General features: G+C 44.4%; 31 protein-coding genes. 30 read left to right on the top strand and 1 reads right to left on the bottom strand.

From position 1 onward, the window contains the following. Window positions 1-525: 525 nt before the first annotated feature. Window positions 526-1,779, bottom strand: coding sequence for an ISNCY family transposase (locus MJZ25_13180; protein MCQ2125127.1), 1,254 nt, complete (start codon window positions 1,777-1,779; stop codon window positions 526-528). A gap of 316 nt (window positions 1,780-2,095) precedes the next feature. Here MJZ25_13180 and MJZ25_13175 point away from each other — a divergent pair, with 316 nt between their 5' ends. The 30 genes from MJZ25_13175 to MJZ25_13030 all read left to right on the top strand — a co-directional run bounded on the left by MJZ25_13175 (window position 2,096) and on the right by MJZ25_13030 (window position 19,340). Next, window positions 2,096-2,251, top strand: a complete 156-nt coding sequence (locus MJZ25_13175; protein ID MCQ2125126.1) for a hypothetical protein — start codon at window positions 2,096-2,098, stop codon at window positions 2,249-2,251. Window positions 2,252-2,343: 92 nt separating this feature from the next. Beyond that, on the top strand, window positions 2,344-2,640 hold the full coding sequence (locus MJZ25_13170; GenBank protein MCQ2125125.1) for a hypothetical protein: 297 nt from the start codon (window positions 2,344-2,346) through the stop codon (window positions 2,638-2,640). Between the two features lie 18 nt (window positions 2,641-2,658). Further along, window positions 2,659-3,249 carry an ATP-binding protein gene (locus MJZ25_13165; protein ID MCQ2125124.1) on the top strand — a complete coding sequence of 197 codons (591 nt, stop codon included), beginning with the start codon at window positions 2,659-2,661 and terminating at the stop codon, window positions 3,247-3,249. An 18-nt stretch (window positions 3,250-3,267) separates the two neighbouring features. After that, window positions 3,268-3,738: a hypothetical protein gene (locus MJZ25_13160; protein ID MCQ2125123.1), complete on the top strand. Its 471-nt coding sequence runs from the start codon at window positions 3,268-3,270 to the stop codon at window positions 3,736-3,738. A 110-nt stretch (window positions 3,739-3,848) separates the two neighbouring features. Then, window positions 3,849-4,760 (top strand): DUF6291 domain-containing protein, encoded by a 912-nt coding sequence (locus MJZ25_13155; GenBank protein ID MCQ2125122.1) that lies wholly within the window; start codon window positions 3,849-3,851, stop codon window positions 4,758-4,760. Further along, window positions 4,747-5,391, top strand: coding sequence for an ATP-binding protein (locus tag MJZ25_13150; protein MCQ2125121.1), 645 nt, complete (start codon window positions 4,747-4,749; stop codon window positions 5,389-5,391). The genes MJZ25_13155 and MJZ25_13150 overlap by 14 nt, the downstream gene beginning before the upstream one ends. Then, a complete protein-coding gene (locus MJZ25_13145) occupies window positions 5,382-5,720 on the top strand; it encodes a DUF1064 domain-containing protein (protein MCQ2125120.1) in 339 nt (112 codons plus the stop codon). The genes MJZ25_13150 and MJZ25_13145 overlap by 10 nt, the downstream gene beginning before the upstream one ends. Further along, window positions 5,717-5,932, top strand: a complete 216-nt coding sequence (locus tag MJZ25_13140; GenBank protein ID MCQ2125119.1) for a hypothetical protein — start codon at window positions 5,717-5,719, stop codon at window positions 5,930-5,932. The genes MJZ25_13145 and MJZ25_13140 overlap by 4 nt, the downstream gene beginning before the upstream one ends. 243 nt (window positions 5,933-6,175) lie before the next feature. Continuing rightward, on the top strand, window positions 6,176-6,448 hold the full coding sequence (locus MJZ25_13135) for a hypothetical protein (protein MCQ2125118.1): 273 nt from the start codon (window positions 6,176-6,178) through the stop codon (window positions 6,446-6,448). Further along, entirely contained in the window at window positions 6,445-6,675 is a 231-nt protein-coding gene (locus tag MJZ25_13130) for a hypothetical protein (GenBank protein ID MCQ2125117.1), read from the top strand. The genes MJZ25_13135 and MJZ25_13130 overlap by 4 nt, the downstream gene beginning before the upstream one ends. Next, window positions 6,659-7,399 carry a DNA (cytosine-5-)-methyltransferase gene (dcm, locus tag MJZ25_13125; GenBank protein MCQ2125116.1) on the top strand — a complete coding sequence of 247 codons (741 nt, stop codon included), beginning with the start codon at window positions 6,659-6,661 and terminating at the stop codon, window positions 7,397-7,399. Before MJZ25_13130 ends, dcm begins: the two co-directional genes overlap by 17 nt. Then, complete coding sequence (locus tag MJZ25_13120; protein MCQ2125115.1) at window positions 7,396-7,569, top strand: hypothetical protein; 174 nt, start codon at window positions 7,396-7,398, stop codon at window positions 7,567-7,569. The genes dcm and MJZ25_13120 overlap by 4 nt, the downstream gene beginning before the upstream one ends. Window positions 7,570-8,118: 549 nt before the next feature. Further along, window positions 8,119-8,376: a DNA cytosine methyltransferase gene (locus MJZ25_13115; GenBank protein ID MCQ2125114.1), complete on the top strand. Its 258-nt coding sequence runs from the start codon at window positions 8,119-8,121 to the stop codon at window positions 8,374-8,376. Beyond that, entirely contained in the window at window positions 8,367-8,546 is a 180-nt protein-coding gene (locus MJZ25_13110) for a hypothetical protein (GenBank protein ID MCQ2125113.1), read from the top strand. The genes MJZ25_13115 and MJZ25_13110 overlap by 10 nt, the downstream gene beginning before the upstream one ends. Before the next feature lie 724 nt (window positions 8,547-9,270). Next, window positions 9,271-9,411: a hypothetical protein gene (locus MJZ25_13105; protein MCQ2125112.1), complete on the top strand. Its 141-nt coding sequence runs from the start codon at window positions 9,271-9,273 to the stop codon at window positions 9,409-9,411. Window positions 9,412-9,516: 105 nt separating this feature from the next. Next, window positions 9,517-10,038: a hypothetical protein gene (locus MJZ25_13100; GenBank protein ID MCQ2125111.1), complete on the top strand. Its 522-nt coding sequence runs from the start codon at window positions 9,517-9,519 to the stop codon at window positions 10,036-10,038. Then, window positions 10,038-10,988 carry a hypothetical protein gene (locus MJZ25_13095; protein MCQ2125110.1) on the top strand — a complete coding sequence of 317 codons (951 nt, stop codon included), beginning with the start codon at window positions 10,038-10,040 and terminating at the stop codon, window positions 10,986-10,988. Before MJZ25_13100 ends, MJZ25_13095 begins: the two co-directional genes overlap by 1 nt. Further along, on the top strand, window positions 10,978-11,301 hold the full coding sequence (locus MJZ25_13090; GenBank protein MCQ2125109.1) for a hypothetical protein: 324 nt from the start codon (window positions 10,978-10,980) through the stop codon (window positions 11,299-11,301). Before MJZ25_13095 ends, MJZ25_13090 begins: the two co-directional genes overlap by 11 nt. Before the next feature lie 54 nt (window positions 11,302-11,355). Then, complete coding sequence (locus MJZ25_13085) at window positions 11,356-11,763, top strand: CHAP domain-containing protein (GenBank protein MCQ2125108.1); 408 nt, start codon at window positions 11,356-11,358, stop codon at window positions 11,761-11,763. A gap of 2 nt (window positions 11,764-11,765) precedes the next feature. Further along, window positions 11,766-12,002 (top strand): hypothetical protein, encoded by a 237-nt coding sequence (locus MJZ25_13080; GenBank protein ID MCQ2125107.1) that lies wholly within the window; start codon window positions 11,766-11,768, stop codon window positions 12,000-12,002. A 1-nt stretch (window position 12,003) separates the two neighbouring features. After that, entirely contained in the window at window positions 12,004-12,267 is a 264-nt protein-coding gene (locus MJZ25_13075) for a hypothetical protein (GenBank protein ID MCQ2125106.1), read from the top strand. A gap of 188 nt (window positions 12,268-12,455) precedes the next feature. Beyond that, entirely contained in the window at window positions 12,456-12,767 is a 312-nt protein-coding gene (locus MJZ25_13070) for a hypothetical protein (protein ID MCQ2125105.1), read from the top strand. Window positions 12,768-12,818: 51 nt separating this feature from the next. Then, window positions 12,819-13,451 (top strand): terminase small subunit, encoded by a 633-nt coding sequence (locus MJZ25_13065; protein ID MCQ2125104.1) that lies wholly within the window; start codon window positions 12,819-12,821, stop codon window positions 13,449-13,451. Beyond that, window positions 13,448-14,920, top strand: a complete 1,473-nt coding sequence (locus MJZ25_13060; GenBank protein MCQ2125103.1) for a terminase family protein — start codon at window positions 13,448-13,450, stop codon at window positions 14,918-14,920. Before MJZ25_13065 ends, MJZ25_13060 begins: the two co-directional genes overlap by 4 nt. Before the next feature lie 16 nt (window positions 14,921-14,936). Continuing rightward, a complete protein-coding gene (locus MJZ25_13055) occupies window positions 14,937-15,125 on the top strand; it encodes a hypothetical protein (GenBank protein MCQ2125102.1) in 189 nt (62 codons plus the stop codon). 41 nt (window positions 15,126-15,166) lie between these two features. Continuing rightward, complete coding sequence (locus MJZ25_13050; protein ID MCQ2125101.1) at window positions 15,167-16,846, top strand: portal protein; 1,680 nt, start codon at window positions 15,167-15,169, stop codon at window positions 16,844-16,846. A gap of 53 nt (window positions 16,847-16,899) precedes the next feature. After that, entirely contained in the window at window positions 16,900-17,127 is a 228-nt protein-coding gene (locus MJZ25_13045) for a hypothetical protein (GenBank protein ID MCQ2125100.1), read from the top strand. Further along, on the top strand, window positions 17,127-17,981 hold the full coding sequence (locus MJZ25_13040) for a hypothetical protein (protein ID MCQ2125099.1): 855 nt from the start codon (window positions 17,127-17,129) through the stop codon (window positions 17,979-17,981). The genes MJZ25_13045 and MJZ25_13040 overlap by 1 nt, the downstream gene beginning before the upstream one ends. A 15-nt stretch (window positions 17,982-17,996) precedes the next feature. Beyond that, window positions 17,997-18,965, top strand: coding sequence for a hypothetical protein (locus MJZ25_13035; protein ID MCQ2125098.1), 969 nt, complete (start codon window positions 17,997-17,999; stop codon window positions 18,963-18,965). Between the two features lie 15 nt (window positions 18,966-18,980). Beyond that, a complete protein-coding gene (locus MJZ25_13030) occupies window positions 18,981-19,340 on the top strand; it encodes a hypothetical protein (protein ID MCQ2125097.1) in 360 nt (119 codons plus the stop codon). Window positions 19,341-19,633 lie beyond the last annotated feature (293 nt).

Raw genomic sequence — 19,633 nt, 5'->3', positions numbered from 1 at the left:
CACACCACACGGAACTGCGGATACTTGATGAGATTATTGAGTACAGAAAGCCACCAGAAGAACCAGTTGAAGAACCTACCGAAAATACGGTAGAGTAAGACAAACAAACCGGAAACGGTTGCTGAAGCGGACTTGCGTAGTACGCTAAGGTTTTGAAGCCACAAGGAAACCGGTACTTGTGGCTTTTCTTTTATGACGCAATGGTGACTACTGGTGACTGCCTGATGATACCACAAACCGGCACTGCTATTAGACTGGACGAAAGGAGAACAGTCTATTGTGTGAAAAATCACCCGGCGTAGCATACCTGACAAGACGGATCCGGACAACGCCAAGAAGCGAAATGGTAGCAATCATAAACGACAGCCCACTATCTGACAGTGACAGATTATTCCTTATCGATATTCTGCACGGCTACAGTTATAAAGAACTGGCACACCGTCACTGCATGGCAGAGTCATCTATAGGAAAGAGAAAGAAGCGCGTATACGAAGCGATGACATTATACGAAAGACAGCGGCAGAGTTAAGCCGCAGTTTCTTTCATGTCACGGTACAGGTACTCATAGAGTATGTTCCTGGTGCACAATGGCATAATTTCATCACGTGCATCGGTGAGCCAGTCAGTGCATTCTATCTCACAGTGTTGACCGCCTACGTCAGCGTATATACCACGCTCAGATATAACCAGTTCAAAGTCTATGTACGACACCCTATCTATACCCTTGATAACAAAGTTATAGGTTTGGAACTTAAATAATCCGTTTTTATGCGTGCGTTTGGGAAACCTTGCACACAGAATGTCATCAAGATTGTCATCTACCGGCAGGTAGAAGGTATCGTCACGGACCGCCTTAACGCTGAACCGTTTATTGAAGTAATCCACGAAATAGTCAGCCATGAACTTGTTTGCGTCAGCGATTGTACGTATGCCGTAACGCCTGAATAACCCTGGAAGTCTACCCTGAATTGTGGACCACATACGCTCTACACGGCCCTTTGCCTGGGGAGAATGAGCAAGAATCTGCACTATACCTAACTGGTTAAGTTCACGCTGCCACTGGGTCCGTGACTCATGCAGGCCGGCTAACTGTTCTGCTATCGTCAGCTTGAACTTATCTTTTGGTGACCGGCAGAAAATGGCAGCCTTATCAGAGTATATACACCGTGGTTTACCGTAACGCTTCATACCGTAGCGCATCATCTCATTGTATCCGTGTAAACATTCATTCTCACACATATACAGGCCGTATAACTTGCCGGTAGCATCATCGATACCACCCATGATGGAGTAGTAGTTGTTATCACCACACCACTTGAACCACTGGTACGGTGTACCATCAATTTGAATCAGATCCCCTTCTGCTTCCCTACGTAGCCGTGGACGGTGTATGGCCGGTTTAGTCTTTTTGACTCTACGGCAGTTTGGTGACTTGATACCGTATTCCTTCATTATGTTCCTGATAGCGTGGTATGAAATCTTGATATTCTCAAACTCTATCAGGCAGTCCAGGAAGAAGCTGAAGTTATAATCTTGATACTCAGTCACGTATAGATTGACTATCATATCGCGCTGCTTCTTAGGGATTTTGTTTGCCGGTGCAGTACGCCTATAGTTGTAAGTCTTGCAGTCCCATCCCGCTTTGAACTTCTTTTTCAGTGTACACAGATACTCAGGTGTATAACCGGTACTTTCAGCAGCTTCACGTAATGTGTACTTCCCGGTACACAAGCCAGAAAGGTAATGCGGCAATGCCTTCTTATTCTTAGTTGTAACCATGCCGGCATAATACCGACATGGCTCATTTTTTAAAATAGAAAAATCACCACAAAATAAGTAAATCTTACGTAAAAAAAATCTTTTTTTGTGTCTAAGCTATCTCAGGGCTATTGACAGTATCGGTGAACCGCAGTAACCTTAGACTATCAACGCCAAGGGAGTTTCTTAAAGCGTTGAATTAGGGCTGTTAAGTTATGTGCGTTTGCTTAACCGCCTTGATCGCAAAGGCGGTTAGTTGTAACCGAATCTTGCGAACTAAAGCCGGTTGGATATACGCACAATCCAATCGGCTTTTTTTGTACTGGAGCGGTTACCTATGTACGAATATTACCTTTCACAAGCAGATAGAGCCGAAAACCTGGCTCACGCTTATTTCCTTTCACACGACTATTCAATGTTTACTTTCTGGGCTTCTGCTGCAGACGGTTATCGCATTAAAGCAAACAACCTGACCGTAGGAGAAGCAGAATGACTGAAGCACAAATCAACGAATTAAAAGAAATAGCCAATAGGTTGCACGGTTTCGTGCACAACAACGAACTCACTTTTCGCGAACATGAAGCAATGATAAACGCCTGGGGAGTATTGTATAGCCTTACTAATGACGAAGGCCGTGGTTTGAAAAGTTGGGGAACAGGAATCCAGAAACTAGATAACTACACTTACACAGAAGAACAGCTTAACTGGGTTGTGCCAAAGATGTTTCCGCGTGGTGACTGGGACAGACTGCCATGGGAACAGCCTATGCCATCTAAGGATGATCAGCGTCAGCGCATGAACAGTCAGAATGACGCAAATCTGACTAAGGCATACATGGACACCTTCAGCCGTCCAAGTATTGCTAAGTATTGTAAGGAGTGAGTTATGGCAGTAATCGTAATGGTATACGGAGAATCAGGAACAGGTAAAAGTACTTCACTGCGCAACTTTCAGCCAGGCGAGTGTTCAGTAATCAACGTAAGCAAGAAGCCGCTTCCATTCAGAAATCAGCTTCCAGTGGCTAAGACAGATGACTATAAGGTAATCACTGACCTGCTGCAGAAATCAAAAAGCAAGTCACTGGTTATTGATGACGCAACCTACCTGATGACTAACGAGTTTATGCGGACTGCAAAAGTCACCGGCTTTCAGAAGTTTACAGATATGGCAAAGAACTTTTTTGACATGATTCAGACTGCTATCAACCTTCCTGATGACAAGATTGTGTACATCATGGGCCACGTTGAGCGCGACCAGTTTGGAAACGAAAGTTTCAAATCAATCGGCAAGCTTCTGTCAGAAAAAGTAACACTGGAAGGTCTGTTTACTATCGTCCTTAAAACGGTGGTAAAAGACGGCCGGTACCAGTTTGCAACACAGACTAACGGTATGGATACCGTTAAGTCACCTATGGGTATGTTTGAGCAGACCCTTATTGATAACGACCTGAAAGCCGTGGATCAGCAGATCCGCAGTTATTACGGAATATAAAGCAAAGGAAGTAGAACTATGGCATTTATCAACAACTATCAACCAGAAGACTACAGCGTAGGCAACTACTTTGACGTACCAGATGGTATTCACGACATCAAAGTAGTTGAAGCAAAAGTTAAGCAGTCAAACACCGGAAAGCAGATGATTGAAATCACTTACCAGTGCAAGTCCTGCCCTACAGTGCCCTACTACGAGTACTACGTAGAAGGTGACTATTTCAACAAGAACATTACACGTTTCTTTGACGCGATGAGTATCAGACTGGGTGATTTTAATTTTCAGGCATGGATCGGTCATGCTGGAAAGGGTATGTTTGCACACCGCGATGAAACATACACCGACAAAATGGGTGCCGTTAAAACCATCAATAAGTGCTATCTCAAAACACTAATGATTCCTGATTCAAATCAGCCGGCACCGCAGCAGAACCGTCCACAGCAGCAGTATCCACAGAATAACGGATACGGTAACGGTGGATGGCAGTAAAACAGTAATTCAGCACCGGGAGTCAAATCCGCTACGGACATAGCGAACAAATAACTCCTAATATCCCACCCGGCTTCCGGTGCTTCTTTAATAGAAGGAAAAAGATAGTCATGTACGAAAGTTACGTTTTTTACACCAGTTTTCACGAAGCTTGCAAAGACCTTGAACCATCACAGTATGGGAAAATCATGTACGTACTGAATGAATATGCGCTTAACGGTGTAGTACCTGAATCTTTTGAAGACCCTATTGTTAAGATGGCATACACATTTATGCGTCCACAGATTGACGCAAACAATCAGCGTAAGGACAACGGTAAATATGGTGCAATGGGTGGCAGACCAAAAACCCACCATACAAAAAAAGAAAACCCAAATACTGAAAACAATAACCCTATGGGTTTTGAAAATGAAGAAAAAGATAACCCTATGGGTTTTGAAAATAGCGAAAATAAAAACCCTAATGTAAATGTAAATGCTAATGTAAATGTAAATGTAAATGCTAATGCTGATATAGCAGCTGAAGCTGCGAAACCGGCAGAACCTGCACCAGTTTCAAAACCGAAAAAACTACCACTGCGTGAAAGAGAACCTGATAACGAACTTGAAGCGGTAGAAAAAGCATACCTTCAGCAATGGGATGAACTCTACAAAGCAGAAGTAGTTCAGACACCGGAACCACCTTCCGGTATGTGGACCGAGTGCCGTGCCCATATCAAGCAACACCTGAAGAATGGCGTGACCGTAGACCAGATGATACTGGCAGTTAGAAAGGCTGCTTCTGACTCATGGGTACTGCGTGGTGGCTTTCTGCTAAAAACCATTCTGTCATCCGGAGTATTCAACCGCCTTGTAAACGGTTACGAAACGCCACCGGAAAAAATCAACGGCAACTACATACTTGAAAACGACCGTGCACTTATGCAGAACGCTGACAAGTTTTTTGCACAGAACGAGAAAACAAAGGCGCGGTTTATGGCCGAGTATGCACCGGAAAGGCAGGTCCCTAATGAGATTTTCTAACGGAAAACCCATGTTCAGTCTGACTGCGGAAGAAATTGCAGAACTGGAAAGACGGACCGAAAGGCGCGAAGAAGAACTGCGGAAGAAGAAACTGTATGCAGAGTTTATCAGTTCCGGCCTTAACGATGACAGTCTGCACGCCAGTTTTGACAGATACAACCGGCACACCGAAGAACAACAGCAGTTATACACCTACGGCAAGATGATGGTTAACAACAGGTCCATGAAAGCACTGGTAATCTGCGGAAAGAATGGAACCGGAAAGACCTGGACCGGAGCGTGTTGTATCCGCGAACTGGGTGGACTGTACCGGAAAAGCATGGATATATGTTCCGAGTACGATGACGCAGGGAAAGCGTATGGCAAGGAAAAACGGTCATTCGTACTGGCACGTTATACCGGAGTCAAGTTTTTGGTAATCGATGAAGTTATGAGAACTGCTCACCAGTCAGAGCGCGAAGTTATCAGCTACATCGTGTCAGAGAGAATCGAAAACGGACGGAAAACCATAATTCTGGGTAACTGTTCCGGATCTGAAATCCTGAAGGTACTGGACGGTGCAGCAATGAGCCGGCTTCAGCGTGTAGGGACGCTGATAGAAACCAAGGGAGAAGACCAACGGTGTACATAAGATACAACAAGTACGGAAACCGGAAGACGTACATTGACGGTATCAAGTTTGACTCCCAGAAGGAAGCAAGCCGGTGGATAGAGTTGAAGCTACTGGAAACTGCCGGAAAGATACACGGCTTACAACGTCAGGTTAAGTACGAACTTATACCGGCACACCGGAAGAAAGATGGAAAACTGGAACGAGCTGCGTATTACTTTGCAGACTTCCAGTATGAAAAAGACGGCAATCTTATCGTGGAAGACAGTAAGGGTATGCGGACCAAAGAATACATTCTGAAGCGGAAACTTATGTTAGACCGCTACGGAATAGAGATTAAAGAAGTATGACACTGGCAGAAAGTATCCTGGCGGAACTGAAGGAAGGACCTAAAACTACTGCGTATTTGAAACACAAATACTCACTTTCAAGACGCAATCTTGATCGCGTCATGGATACCATCGGCCAGACAGAGCCAGTGTACAACCCGGTGCCGGGAAAATGGGCACTGCTGAACGGAGAAGAAAAAATTGAAGAACTGTTTGAATTGTCAGAACTATAAGCTGCTGACTGATGATAAGAGAAAGTGCCTTGTGCATAGATGCAGGGTGTACCGGAATATCACGGTATTTGGTCCGCTTGAAGGTCCTATTAATCCTGACTGCAACGTTTACGCGCCAGTCAAGATTAAGAAGACCAAGGATATGACGCTGAAGGAAAAGACACTGTTCCGGTCCGGTGGGATATGGAGTGACGCCATGGGGACGCGTGACAAGAAAGAGATTAAGAACCTGGGGAGAAAGAGATGACTAAGACAGATTTTACATACGCAATGGCCGGAATCGTACTGGTATTTATCCTTACCGTTGTACTGCTGCTTACTGCAATCGTAGAAACCAACAGACGTGTAAAACGCATGGAAAAGACTTGTGAAGCGATTATGAAAGAACAGTCAGTAGCTAACAACATTATCACTACAGAGCTTGAAGCACTGGCAGAGAACGACCGGAACATTAAGGAAGACGTAACGCTGCTTAGTAGCCATGTGGACTTTTTTCTTTCAGGGAAGTGGAAATGAGAAAAATCGTATTTGACTCCAAATGGGGAGAAAAGAAGAAGCAGATTATGGACCTACTTGCAATCAGGGATATGAGTGTCAGTGAACTGTGCAAGCAAGTAGACGCTACACCGAATCAGGTATACAGCATGATTGCTCATATACCTGATGACGCACTGGTGTACGAAATTGAAGGACCGAACGGAAAGACGATTTATGGGAGATTGAAAAATGCGCGGACTGTTTGATAGTAACGAAGACGTAAAAATAGAAAAAGAAATTGCCATGATTGAACTTTTTGCCGGCTATGGCAGTCAGTCTATGGCCATGAAGCGCATAGGGGCTAAGTTCCACCATCATTTTGTATGCGAATGGGACAAGTATGCAATCAAGTCATATAACGCAGTTCACGGTACAAACTACGGCACTTCTGACATTAAGAACGTGCACGGTGCAGACCTGAACATAACTGAAAAGGATAAGTACTGCTATTTCATGTCATATAGTTTTCCTTGTGTTGACCTGTCACTGGCCGGCAAGCGTCAGGGTATGAAGAAAGGTAGCGGAACAAGAAGCGGACTGTTGTGGGAAGTAGAACGGATACTGAATGAACTGCCTGACAATCAGCTGCCGGATATTCTGTTCATGGAAAATGTGCCCCAGGTTTGCGGAACCGGTGCTATCGATGACTTCAATGACTGGCAGCAGTTCCTGGAAAGCAAGGGATACCACAATTTTTTGCAGATACTGAACGCAAAGGACTATGGCGTAGCACAGAACCGTGAACGCGCTTTTATGTTCAGTTTCCTTGATGACGTGTACTACGATTTTCCGAAGCCGATCCGCCTTGAAAAAAGCGTAGTTGACTACCTTGATGAAGAAGTTGCTGAAAAATACTACGTGACAAGCGAGAAAGCAGAAAAACTCATTATGTCGATTGACCCGGAAGTACTAAAAAGGGCTACGGCATGAAAAAAACAATAGGAATACTTATTACAGAAAACTGCAAAAAAATTGAACAGATTATTGATGTATCACCATCAATACTTGCGAGAGATTGGAAAGGGTGGAATACGTACGGACGGCTAGGAGTTTTGGAAATTGAAAAAACTGATACCGGCAAAACTGGACAAAATGCCTGACGGAGAACTGACAAGCATGGATAATACGAAGATATGTGATGTGCTTACACCAACTGTTAGTACCGTAACATCAAGATACTACAAAGGACTGGAAAGTCATAAAGATAATCTTGTAATTGTGGCGGTTGAAAATGAATGAAGAAAAGAAAGTTATCTACGTAGGTTACATGGAACAAGGTTATGGGAAGCACCAGAGTAATTGCGTATATGACACAAGTGGATTATGTCCAACTATATGCGCGGGACTGGGTGTAAAAATGCAAGGAATATTTTTTTTATTGAAAGATGAACGATGACAAAGTAGCAATATTTTTGGGCAGTTTATACGGCAACGGAACTGGCTTTGCGGGATGCGTGTACAGCCTTAAAGGTATCTGTCCTGCACTTACAACAATGCAGGGGGGGGCGTGAGCCACACATACTGGTGAAGAATGATACTGGTAAGACAAGCAACTAAACAAGGTTACATAGAGTGCCAGGTAGGTGGTGTCGCTGATTTGGCTTACCCGACAAGTGAGTTAAGACGCGGAAGGGTCCAGGGGGGGGGGTATGATCTCACCAACAATAACGACAACAAGCGAAGTATGCAGAATTGAAGAAGGGACAATCATGGAATACAGAATCAGGAAATTGACAGAACGTGAATGCTTACGGCTGATGGATGTAGAAGAAACTGACATTGACAAGATGGCAGAAGTCAACTCACCTACTCAAATGTATAAGCAGGCCGGCAACTCAATCGTAGTAGGCGTTATGTGTGCCATGTTCCGGCAGCTGAATATTAAAGGTGTAGAAAAGTGGAACTGAAAAAAATTGTTTGCAGGCAAATTGGAAGAAATCCTGAAAACAGAAGTGACAGAAGTAGGACAGGTGGCGGTGTGCTTATTCAAATGATTGAAATAAGCGAAAAGCAGAACGTAATGAACACAATTACTACTGTTCAGAAAGACTGCATGATATTGGAGATAATGAATTGAACGAAGATAAAGAGCCGGTATGCGTAAATCTGTACACTGGACCGGGGGGGGCAGAAACTTCTTTTCAAGACAGAGTTTACAGAACAGACACCGTATCACCGGCAGTAACTACTTCATTCAGATCATGGTACTTAGTTAATAACCCTATCGTTGATGGGGATAAAAACAAATAAACCGGCATTGCCGGGAAAAGGTACGTTACAGCTTCAGGCGAAAAAGCTGACTCCTAAAATTACGTTTTTGAAAATCACGAACCATGCCGTCACTGGTGCTCACTTGTAAAACCGAATCAAGCGCAAGTGAGCAATACGGCAACCGGATACAGCACTGGTGCCTACGGTAGACGCACAACCGTAGCGCGGTCCGACACCACGTGTATCCATTCTACAGCGGTAAAGTAGAAACCAGATCACCTACCGGAACCATACCTGGAGTGACTGTAACAGGGTGTATGGCAGTAATGCGGGACTAGATACGCAGCCGGAAGGCTTCACCCCTTCCGGACTTTTTGGAAATTACCGGTGTTACCGGTTAAAAATATCAAATCCCATGCCGGGAGAAATAATAGGCATAAATGTAGACGATAAACCATCGGTTTAGAGTCGTTTTTGTTTGGTAAGTCCCTGGGCTGCCGTTGGCAGTTCCAGGTGTTTTGTGTGGGGATGGCATGGAAATTGACTGGAGCAGAGTTGAAAAGGTACGAACGCAGCTTGATAGTCAGGAAATGACTGCAAGACAACTGGCAGACGCTACCGGCTTGAAGTTTTATGAGATTGTTAACGTCATCAACGTGCTTACCTACATAAGCCGAATATACGAGTACGATGGCGCAGACGGTGTAGCAATTTATGGGATGGCAAAATGAACGAATACGAGTTTACTGATGAAGACCTGATGAAAGAAGAAATGATTGACGCGCAGAAGCATGATGACAAGCTGCACGAGATGTGGGAAGAACGGAGAAGTAACGATGACAGATGAAGAAAAAGCAGAAGAATATTGTGATAATCTTGATTTAGTTAAAGAAAGAAATCCCGAATTAAAAACTAATGATGATTTTATAAAACAAGCCTATCTTGATGGACTTGCAGAAGGTAGAAAGTTAGGTAAAGAAGAACAGTGGAAAGCAACGGAAAAGGCTCAAAAGAAAACAAGCGCAAGAATAAGAGAACTGGAAAAAGAAAACGCTGAACTGAAAGAATACGTATCACGTGCAGGCTACAGAATCGATGAGCTAAAGCATGAGATTGATAACCTGAAAGAGCAGAATAAAGCAATCCTTGAAGATAACGACACGTTAAATAAATGGATTGATGAACTGAAAGTGCAGATTGAAAAAACGAAAAATTGCGTAAACTGCAAGCATAAAAACATATATCAATATGATTTTATAAATGAGTGCAGATTGACGGGAAATCAAACCAACTATGAGCATAAATGCGATGAATGGGAGTTAGCGGAAACGATAGACGAAGGGAAAGCAGAAGAATAATGAAAATCGGTTTAATTGACGTTGACGGCCATAACTACCCAAACTTACCACTTATGAAACTTAGCGCATGGCATAAAAGTAAAGGTGATACTGTTGAATGGTATGACCCGTTGCTTACAGGCCATTGCGATAAAGTCTATATGTTAAAGGTTTTTTCTTTTACCGCTGACTACTGCTTCCCGGTTGATGCAGATGAAGTTATAAAAGGCGGATCCGGATATGCGATTGAAAATGTAGACGGCAAAGAAATATACGATAAAGGGAAAGATAAAGATTTACCTTATGAAGTAGAACATATATACCCTGACTATTCACTTTATCCTGATATGACCAAAGATACAGCCTATGGCTTTTTGTCACGTGGCTGCCCACGCGGTTGTAATTTTTGCCATGTCGAGTCAAAGGAAGGGAAACGCTCTCACAAGGTAGCAGATTTATCTGAGTTTTGGGACGGACAGAAAAACATTGTACTGTCAGACCCTAACATACTTGCAGCTAAAGAATGGAAGGAACTTCTGCAGCAGTTAATAGATAGCAAGGCTTATGTAGATTTTAATCAGGGTATTGATATTAGATTGATGACGGAAGAAAAAGCTGAAATGTTATCAAAAATCAAAATAAAGGAACTGTATTTTGCATGGGATAGATACCAGGATAAAGAACAGATAATACCAAAGTTTAAGACCTTCCGAGAAAAAACTAAAATAAGTCAGCACAGACTTGTAGTTTTTGTTCTATGCAATTTTGATACGACAATGGAGCAGGACCTTAAAAGGATATATACGTTATGTGACTTAGGATACTGGCCATATGTAATGCTATATGACAAAGAGAACATACCAAAAGGAAGTAACTTGTTAAAATTGCAAAGGTGGGTGAACAACCGTTTTATTTTTGCGAAAACAAAAACTTTTGAAGAATATCTAAATGGAGTGAATTATGTTCAGTGAAATGAGTGACACATACGTAGACATGGCCGTACTGGCAGAGTACATTGCAGCACGGGACCAACATGGACCGACCTACAAAGACGATGACGAAGCCACAGTAGTCCTGAAGGAAGAAGTGTACGAAACCTACGTTGAAGCAGACATGATGGCTGACTTAATCAGACACCCGATAGAAGAAGCGGACCTGAAAGGCATAGAAGAACACGCAAGGAATTGCCTAAAGGAAGCAGCGCAGGTCCTGGCAGTATGCCGGAAATGGAAAGATACAAAAGGGCACAGACCTACAGAAGAAGAAGTAGAACAGTGGCGGTAAAAAGTTAGGGCAAAGACCCTAACAACCGCTAAGACGGTAAAGTACACTGACTCTATGGAACTGGTTAATTTTGTTTATACATACCTTAAATTAAAAGTAGACTACGACCACGCGTACGGTGCACAGTGCGTGGATCTGTTCCGCCAGTACTGCGTTGACGTACTGGAAATCCCTGAGCACACCGGTGCCGTTGAAGGCGCAAAAGACCTATGGCGTAACTACCAGAACCTACCAATTGAAAAAAAATACTTCATCCGTGTAGGTCCACCCACCAAAGCAGAACCCGGATATGTGGCAATCTGGGATAAATCCCCAACTAACGAATACGGACACGTGGCAATCGTACTGGCAGATATGGGTACGCAGCTACTTGTTATTGAGCAGAATGGCTTTACGCAGAAAGGCGTGGAACTGAAGTATCGCGATAAAAACTACCTGTTAGGATACCTTGAAAGGAGATGACTATGAGTGACGCAGCGGAAAAAGAAACAAATCCAAAGTACAAGAGCCGTAAATGGATCGTGACGGTATGGGCCATGCTGATGGCGTCAGTCATCATACTGGCAGTATTTGCGTGCTCATTTACCGGATACAACGTACCTGACGGAGCCATCACGCTTGCCGGTGTACTGTCATCTACCGGACTGGCATATATCGGTGGGAATACCTATGCGAAGACACATACAACCACTGGAGATTGATATGTTTGAAGTTATTCTCAGTTTTCTTTTCATTATTGTGCTTATCATCATGGTAATGCTCATTATCTATTCTTTTACCGATAGCAAGGCACAAAAAGCAATCAACGTTGAAATGTACGAAGAAATGGAACGCAGGGAAACCGCGTACAAAAGATACAAGGAAGCGAAGGAAAAGGCAGATGAAGAAAAGAACGAAATGCGCAACGGTGACAATGCTACTAAGTTTGCTAATAGCATTGACGTCATGCATAAGTCAAAAAAATAGAGTAATAACCCATACCGTATACCCGGACTTTGAGTATATCCCGGTGCCGGATCCATACCGGATGGATGAAAGCGTAGTGACACTTGATGACAATGACGTGGTATCTATGCCGTTGTACTACTGGCTTGAAATTGTAGACTACTGCATCGATACCCAAACCCTTCAGGAGTATCTGAAAGGCGGTGCTTATGACAGCGAGTAACGTGGCCATCATCTCAGCGTGCATTGCTTTTACCGGGCTTATGGTAACACTTGTTACAAAGCTGATGAGCGTATCGGTAAAGTATGGGGAAGTTGTTAAACAGATTGATATGGTGCAGTCAGCCTGCAAGCGTGACGTAAAGTCACTGGAAATCAGGGTAACGGACCTTGAAAAGGATATGACAAGTACTGCCGTTTTTATCGCAAGACTGGATGAGAATATGCAGACGATTGTACGGCAGAACGAAAAACTGGAAGCAAAACTTGATAGTATTTGCGACAAAATAGCAAATAAATAGCAGAAAAACTGCTGATTTTTGCCTTTTTTCATGCGGAAATAATGTTTTTTAGTGAAAAAAGATAACAAAAGGGAGCAATTATTGACTATACAGGACCTGAAGGACTTCAAACTAAAACCGCGGCAGCGGCTATTTTGTTTATATTATGCTGCCGGTGATGAAGAAACCGCGCTAAATCCAAAGACTTCATATCAAAAAGCATACACAAAGAAAGACAAAATACCTGATGACAAATACGCTTCAGATAACGGCAACAGACTGCTTCAGGAAGATGAAGTAAGCCGTTGTATCCAGTTCATTCTGAAGAAAGCACAAGCAAAAACAGACACATTTAACAGTTATCGTACACTGCGGACCATTGAAGTATGCAGTAACTGGAATATATCAGACTACCTGGATGACCGTGGGATACTGAAAGTACCGCTATCTGAACTGGGAGAACTGGCAAAGGCCATTGAAGACGTTACGCCAGTATTCAGCGAAGACGAGTTTATGGGACTGAAGGTAAAGTTTTGTAAGCGTGAAAAGTTCCTGGAACTGATGATGAAGTATCTTGAACTTATCAGACCGGAAGACATACAGACCGATGACAGTGCAATCATCATGGTTAATCCGATGAACAGTGAAACCGGCTATGAGCAGATGGTGTCAGACTACCAGTCAAGACTGAAGGCTGCGCAATGACAAACAAGATGACAGAGAAGCAGAAAGAAGCGTACTACTCAGCCATCAACGGTGTAGAACTTAATTACGATATGGGACGCGTTATCTGGAAACCGCAACCGAAACAGGCGTTACTACTGGCGTGTCCCGCAAAGGACAGAATGTATGGCGGAGCTGCAGGCGGCGGTAAATCAGATGGGGCCCTGGGTGACTATCTCAAGAACGTCACTAAATACGGTTATGCCCACAGGGGAATCTGTTTCCGTCAGGAAGTTGGAGAACTTGAAGAACTTATCGACAGAGCAGAAGCACTGTACCGGCCAATGGGTGCAGTACCAAAGGGTATTCACACAAAGCCTACCTTCACATTCCCTAACGGTGCTACGCTGAAGTTCCGCCACCTTGAACGCGATAAAGACGTAAGACACTATCAGGGACACCAGTACTCATGGATATGTTTTGACGAACTGGGTAACTACGCTACGGACTATTGTTGGACTTATATGTTCAGCCGTTTACGCAGTCCTTTCGGTGTACATACGCAAGCCCTTGCAACGTGTAACCCTGGCGGTGTAGGACACGGATGGATCCGTGCACGGTGGGCAATGCTAGAGCCGTATATTATCCACCACATACCACTTCAGAACGGTGGAACAATGAGCCGGTGTTATATTCCATCTACACTTGATGACAATCAAATCCTGATACAGAAGGATAAGGAGTATGAAAACGCACTGGGTATGCTTCCGGACTATCTTTACAAAGCACTGCGTATGGGTAGTTGGGACGTAGTTGCCGGACAAGTTTTCAGTGAGTTTGACACAATGAAGCACGTTATAAAACCTTTCAGCCTTGAACCTGGTTTATGGTTTAAGTTCGCTGCAATGGACTGGGGATACAGTAAGCCCTATTCAATCGGATGGTATGCAGTAAATGCACATGGCCGTGTAATCAGGTACCGTGAAATGTATGGTTGCGAACCAGGGCAGCGGAACGTAGGTACCAAAGAGTCAGCCACACAGGTAGCACAGAGAGCATGGGAATTGTCAGTAGCAGAAGGCGTAAAGTATATGGTTGCAGACCCGGCCGTATGGAGTAAGACGGATGCTGATGACTTATCTATTGCAGAGAAGTTCGCCAGTGCCGGGTGGGAGATGATTAAAGGTAACCACGACCGGCTGAACGGTATTGCGATGGTACACGACTATTTCAAACAGACGGACGAAGACGGCAGGCCTATGCTGATGGTATTCCAGAACTGTTATGGTTTTATCGAAACCATACCACTGCTTCTGCCGGACCCGAACAGACCTGAAGACATTGATAGCGCAATGGAAGACCATATTTACGATGAATGCCGGTATGCACTTATGTCAGAGTTCGTTAAAACACCGGCAAGGTATATCAACAGACAAAACAGAAGCCTTGAACGGCAGAACAATCACAGACAGAAGAACTGGGATACTTTTACCGGAGAATACGGTAATTGATATAAAGGAGAAGTTTATGGACTTTCTAAAGAACAAATGGACACAGATTGTGGCATGGGTGGTACTGGCACTGGATACAGTAGTACTTATTATCGGTGGAGCAACACTTGAAGAATTGTCTAACGGACTTGTGTTGACTTCTGCCATTGTAGCAGCAGTATCAGCACTTATTGCTTTTATTGCTGAACGCGTAAAAGAAAAATAGGGTATCTAACGAATGGCTGACTGTTATGGTTAACTTTAAGCATGAAAGAGTTGACAGAACATGAAGACGAACTGTTGAAGTTTATCAAATATCAGTTAGCCTACATGAAAACCCAGAGAGCCAAGTTTGAAGATAGATGGCGGGAAGCACAGAACTACGTAGCCAAAAGCGTATACGACTGGGCTTCCCTTGAAGCCATTCCTAAAGCACCGGTCCGCTACAGTTCAGATCCGTGTAATTACATGAACACGTTGACTTCCGGCTTACTGGGATATTCTATTTCCCCCAATATCGCATGGTTTAAGCTGACCCTTGAAGATGAAAAAATGTTGGACCGCTATGGCGTTAAACGGTGGCTTGATGAAGTTGAAGAAATCATGTACGCAGAGTTCAACCGGTCCAACCTGTACTCAGAAGCAAAAGCAATCGTAGAAAATGCGTGTACAATCGGACACGGAACCATGCTTGAAGATTACGACTATGACCGGCAGAAACTGCGCTTCAATGCTCAGCGCATGAATGAAGTGTACCTTGATACTGATGAGTACAACGAAGTAACCACACTGTACCGTACCTACCTGATGCCGTTGAAAAAGGCAGCTGACTTCTTTGGACTTGAAAACCTTTCAGAAAAATTGCAGGAAGCATACAAGGAAGAACACGGACGCAGATGGAATGATAATATCACAATTCTTTTTGCCGTATTCAAACGCACCAAGTATAACAAGGAAATCCCTAACAGTCTGAATATGCCATACGCTGCAGTGTACGTGGAACTGGATGAAGACCATATCATTCAGGAGAGCGGATACAATGACTTCCCCTATGCAGTATTTGAATGGGATAACATCCCTGGTACTGCGTACTCAGAGTCACCGGCAATGGCAGCAATGCAGGATATTATCTTTCTGAACAAAGCCAATAAGGCAACGATGGATATTGCGCAGACATCATCAAGACCGCCAATGATAGCTTCTGAAGACATTCTGGACATTGATACCAGTCCGGCCGGCATTACCTACGTAAAGAACGGTGATATGCTTGAACCGCTTCAGACTGGCGCAAACTATCCTATCACCATCGATATTCTGGAGAAAATCAAACAGACGGTTAAAGACTGGTTTAACGTTGACTTCTTTCTTATGCTTCAGCACCAACAGCGTCAGATGACCGCAACCGAAGTTTCAGAGTTACAGGGTGAAAAGGCTGCAGTACTTTCAAACCTTATTGTGTCTTTTAACAAGACGCTGACGCAGATTGTGCAGAGAAGTTTCAATCTGTTATGGGATGAAGGGAAAATCCCTGCACCACCGGAAAACATGGCTGAAAGCAATTCAGCCCTTAAAGTTGAGTTTATGGGTCCGCTTGCTCAGGCACAGAAACGTTATCACCAGGCCGGTGGTATCAACGTTGCATTGCAGTACCTTGCACCTATGGCACAGTTGTTCCCTGAATCACTGGACCTTATCGACCAGGACGAAACCATGAAGAAACTGCTTATCGGTAACGGTATGCCACAGTCAGCCATCCGCGAAGACAAGGATGTGGAAGCAATCAGACAGGCACGCGCTGAACAGAATGCAGCAATGCAGCAACAGGCTGTGGCAATGGAAATGCAGAAGAACATTCTGAACAATGCCGGCCAGTTAAATCAGCCGGAAGTTGGTAACTCTATTATGAACAATCTTAACGAGCAGCTTGCCGGGAGTATGAGCCAGTGAGCAGACATGAATACCGTATAGACGGATACGAGAACAGTGACAACAAGGAACAGATGAAAGCAGTACAGCGCGCTTTTCGTAATGTATTCAGTACACCTGACGGAAAGATAGTGCTGAATGTACTTTTGTCTGACCTACGGTACTACAGACCGGCAGAAACAGAAGCGGACTATGCATTATGCGAGTACGCGAAGAAGCTGCTCAGAATCCGCTTAGGACTTGAAGATACCACCGCGATGACGGAAAGCGTGTTATCAGCAATAAACAAGGAGCATAAGTAATGCCAGAAACCATGCAGAACCCACAGACCGTGGATAATTCAGCAGTAACAGACGGAACCAATGCCGGAACAAATCCCACCGGAGAAGGTTTGTCACTTGCACAGGCTATGGGATACGACCCGAATGGATCTAAGCCTACTGAAGACAAGGCACCCGCTACGGATACTGCCAAACCTACAGAAGGGAGCGAACCTAAAAAGGACGAGCCAAAAGTACCTACCTGGACTGACCAGTTAACGGACGAACTTAAAGGCGATGGAAAAACCATCAAAACCTTGAGCAAGTTTAATTCTGTTTCAGACCTTGCAAAAAGCTACACCGAGCTGCAGAAACTTATGGGCAACCGCATCGAATTGCCAAAAGAAGACGCAGACGAAGAAGCCCTTACTGCTTTTTGGACAAAGTTAGGGAAACCGAAGACTGCTAAAGAATACAGTACTGGAGAAGAAGCCGGAGATTTTAACGAAATCGCTTTTGCTTCCAACCTTACTGACAGTCAGGCTTCTGCCGTTTACAAGTCCCTTAAAGATAAGGGAATTGAGATGGTGGAAAAACAGCGCGTAGAACTGAAGACCCAGTACGAAACCGTGGATAAAAATCTGCGTGACGAGTACGGTCCGCAGTACGAAACCAAGAAACGTATGCTTGATAAAGGGCTTAAAGCATGGGGTGGCAATGACGTAGCACAGGTACTTATCAGTACTGGCGCAATGTTCAACGAAGCCATCGTAAAAATGTTCATTAAGATGGGTGAAGCCGTAACGGAATCAGGCAGTACAAATGCTGCCGGAACCGGAGCACTGAACACGTACAAGAGCAGGCGTGACGGTGGCGGCTTCACAGTAAAACTTTAACAAGGAGTAACACAAATGGCAGTATTATCTGTAACCGACAAACTGACTATGCTTGAAGCATCACGCCGGGACGGCTTTAATGATGATTCACGCATGATCATCGAAACCCTGGCATCAACCAACCAGATGTTATATGACGCACCGGTATTTGAATCGAATAACGGTACCGTAAACCGCACACTGCAGCGCACTGCACTGCCCGCAGTTAAACACCGCAAAGTCAACGAAGGTACTCCGAACAGTGCTTCACAGACTAAAGAAATCTACGACTACGTATGTCAGCTGACTGGTTATAGTCAGATTGATAAAACCATCGTAGATGGCGAAATCGACAAAGCCGGATTTATTCAGGGTGAACTGGACGCCTTTGTAGCAGCAATGGGACAGAGCCAGGCCCAGGATATTATCTACGGTGATCACGACTCAGGCAGTGAGTTCATTGACGGTATGGCTAAACGCCGCAGCATCGTAGACGATGAAACCTGTATCAAGTTTGGTGATGGCGATACCGCAGCAACCAACACTTCTGTATATCTGGTTAAATGGGGCCGTGTATTTGCTCATATGCTGTACCCACGCGGTGCTGCTGACCTGGGTGTACACCGTCAGGACGATGGTGTAGTAGACGCACTGGATGAAAACGGAAACAAATACAAGGCTTATCAGAACTACTTCCAGGCTGACTACGGCCTGACTGTTCGTCATCCAAAAGCCCTGATCCGTATCTGCAATATCCCCGCCAACGCTTCAGGCGAAGACATTGTAAAGAAAATCATTGAAGCAAGTTATGTTCTGCCGGAAGGTCCTGGCACTGTTTCAATTCTGTGTAACAAGACCGTTATGGCTAAAACCGACCTTGCAACCCTGGGTAAAACCAACCTTGCACTGTCACTGGAAGACGCATGGGGTAACCGCGTAACCGCTATCCGCGATATGCGCTTCCGTCAGTGTGACGCAATTCTGAACACCGAAGCAAAACTGTAATAAGGAGTAAAGAGAATGGCTAAAAACTTTGATACCGTATCACGCCCTGACCACTGGCTGTCTTTTGGTAAAGTAGTACCTACTACTGCCACCACTGCCGGTGTAAACGTAATCGACATTGATACTCAGGACGTAAATGGAACTACCTTCCTTCTGTCAGTATCTGGGTCCAAAGCTGCCGTATCAGCAAAACTGTATCAGGCAGACACCGCTACTGCAGAAGGCACCGTTGTAGCAACCACCGCCACCGTTACCGGAACCGGCAGCGCAAAAGTTGTAATCACTGGCGTTACCAAACGTTACCTTAAATGCGTATACGTAGGTTCAAGCGGTGAAACCGGAACCGCTGAAGCAGAAATCTACACCGGAGTATAACCGTGCCGAAACAGAAAGCTTCAGTATCAGACAACCTTGAACTTGTACCAACTAAGGAAAGGAAGCCGAAGCGGTACAAAATCAGCAAGGCCTGCTACGTAGACAATACCTACCATGAAGCGGGTGACATTATCGTGTTAAGCGATGAGTCACTTAAAGCATGGTATATGGTAGAAGTATGAACCAGAGCCGGGTACTGCCATGTGTGGTACCCGGCTTTTTCTTATGGGGTTAAAAATGATTATTAACAGAGAACTTGTAAACCGCGCACTGCTTAAAGCCGGACAGACGGT

The sequence above is a fragment of the Fibrobacter sp. genome, assembly GCA_024399065.1.
In the GTDB taxonomy this organism is placed as follows: Bacteria; Fibrobacterota; Fibrobacteria; order Fibrobacterales; family Fibrobacteraceae; genus Fibrobacter.
This window is presented reverse-complemented; position numbering and strand designations above follow the sequence as displayed.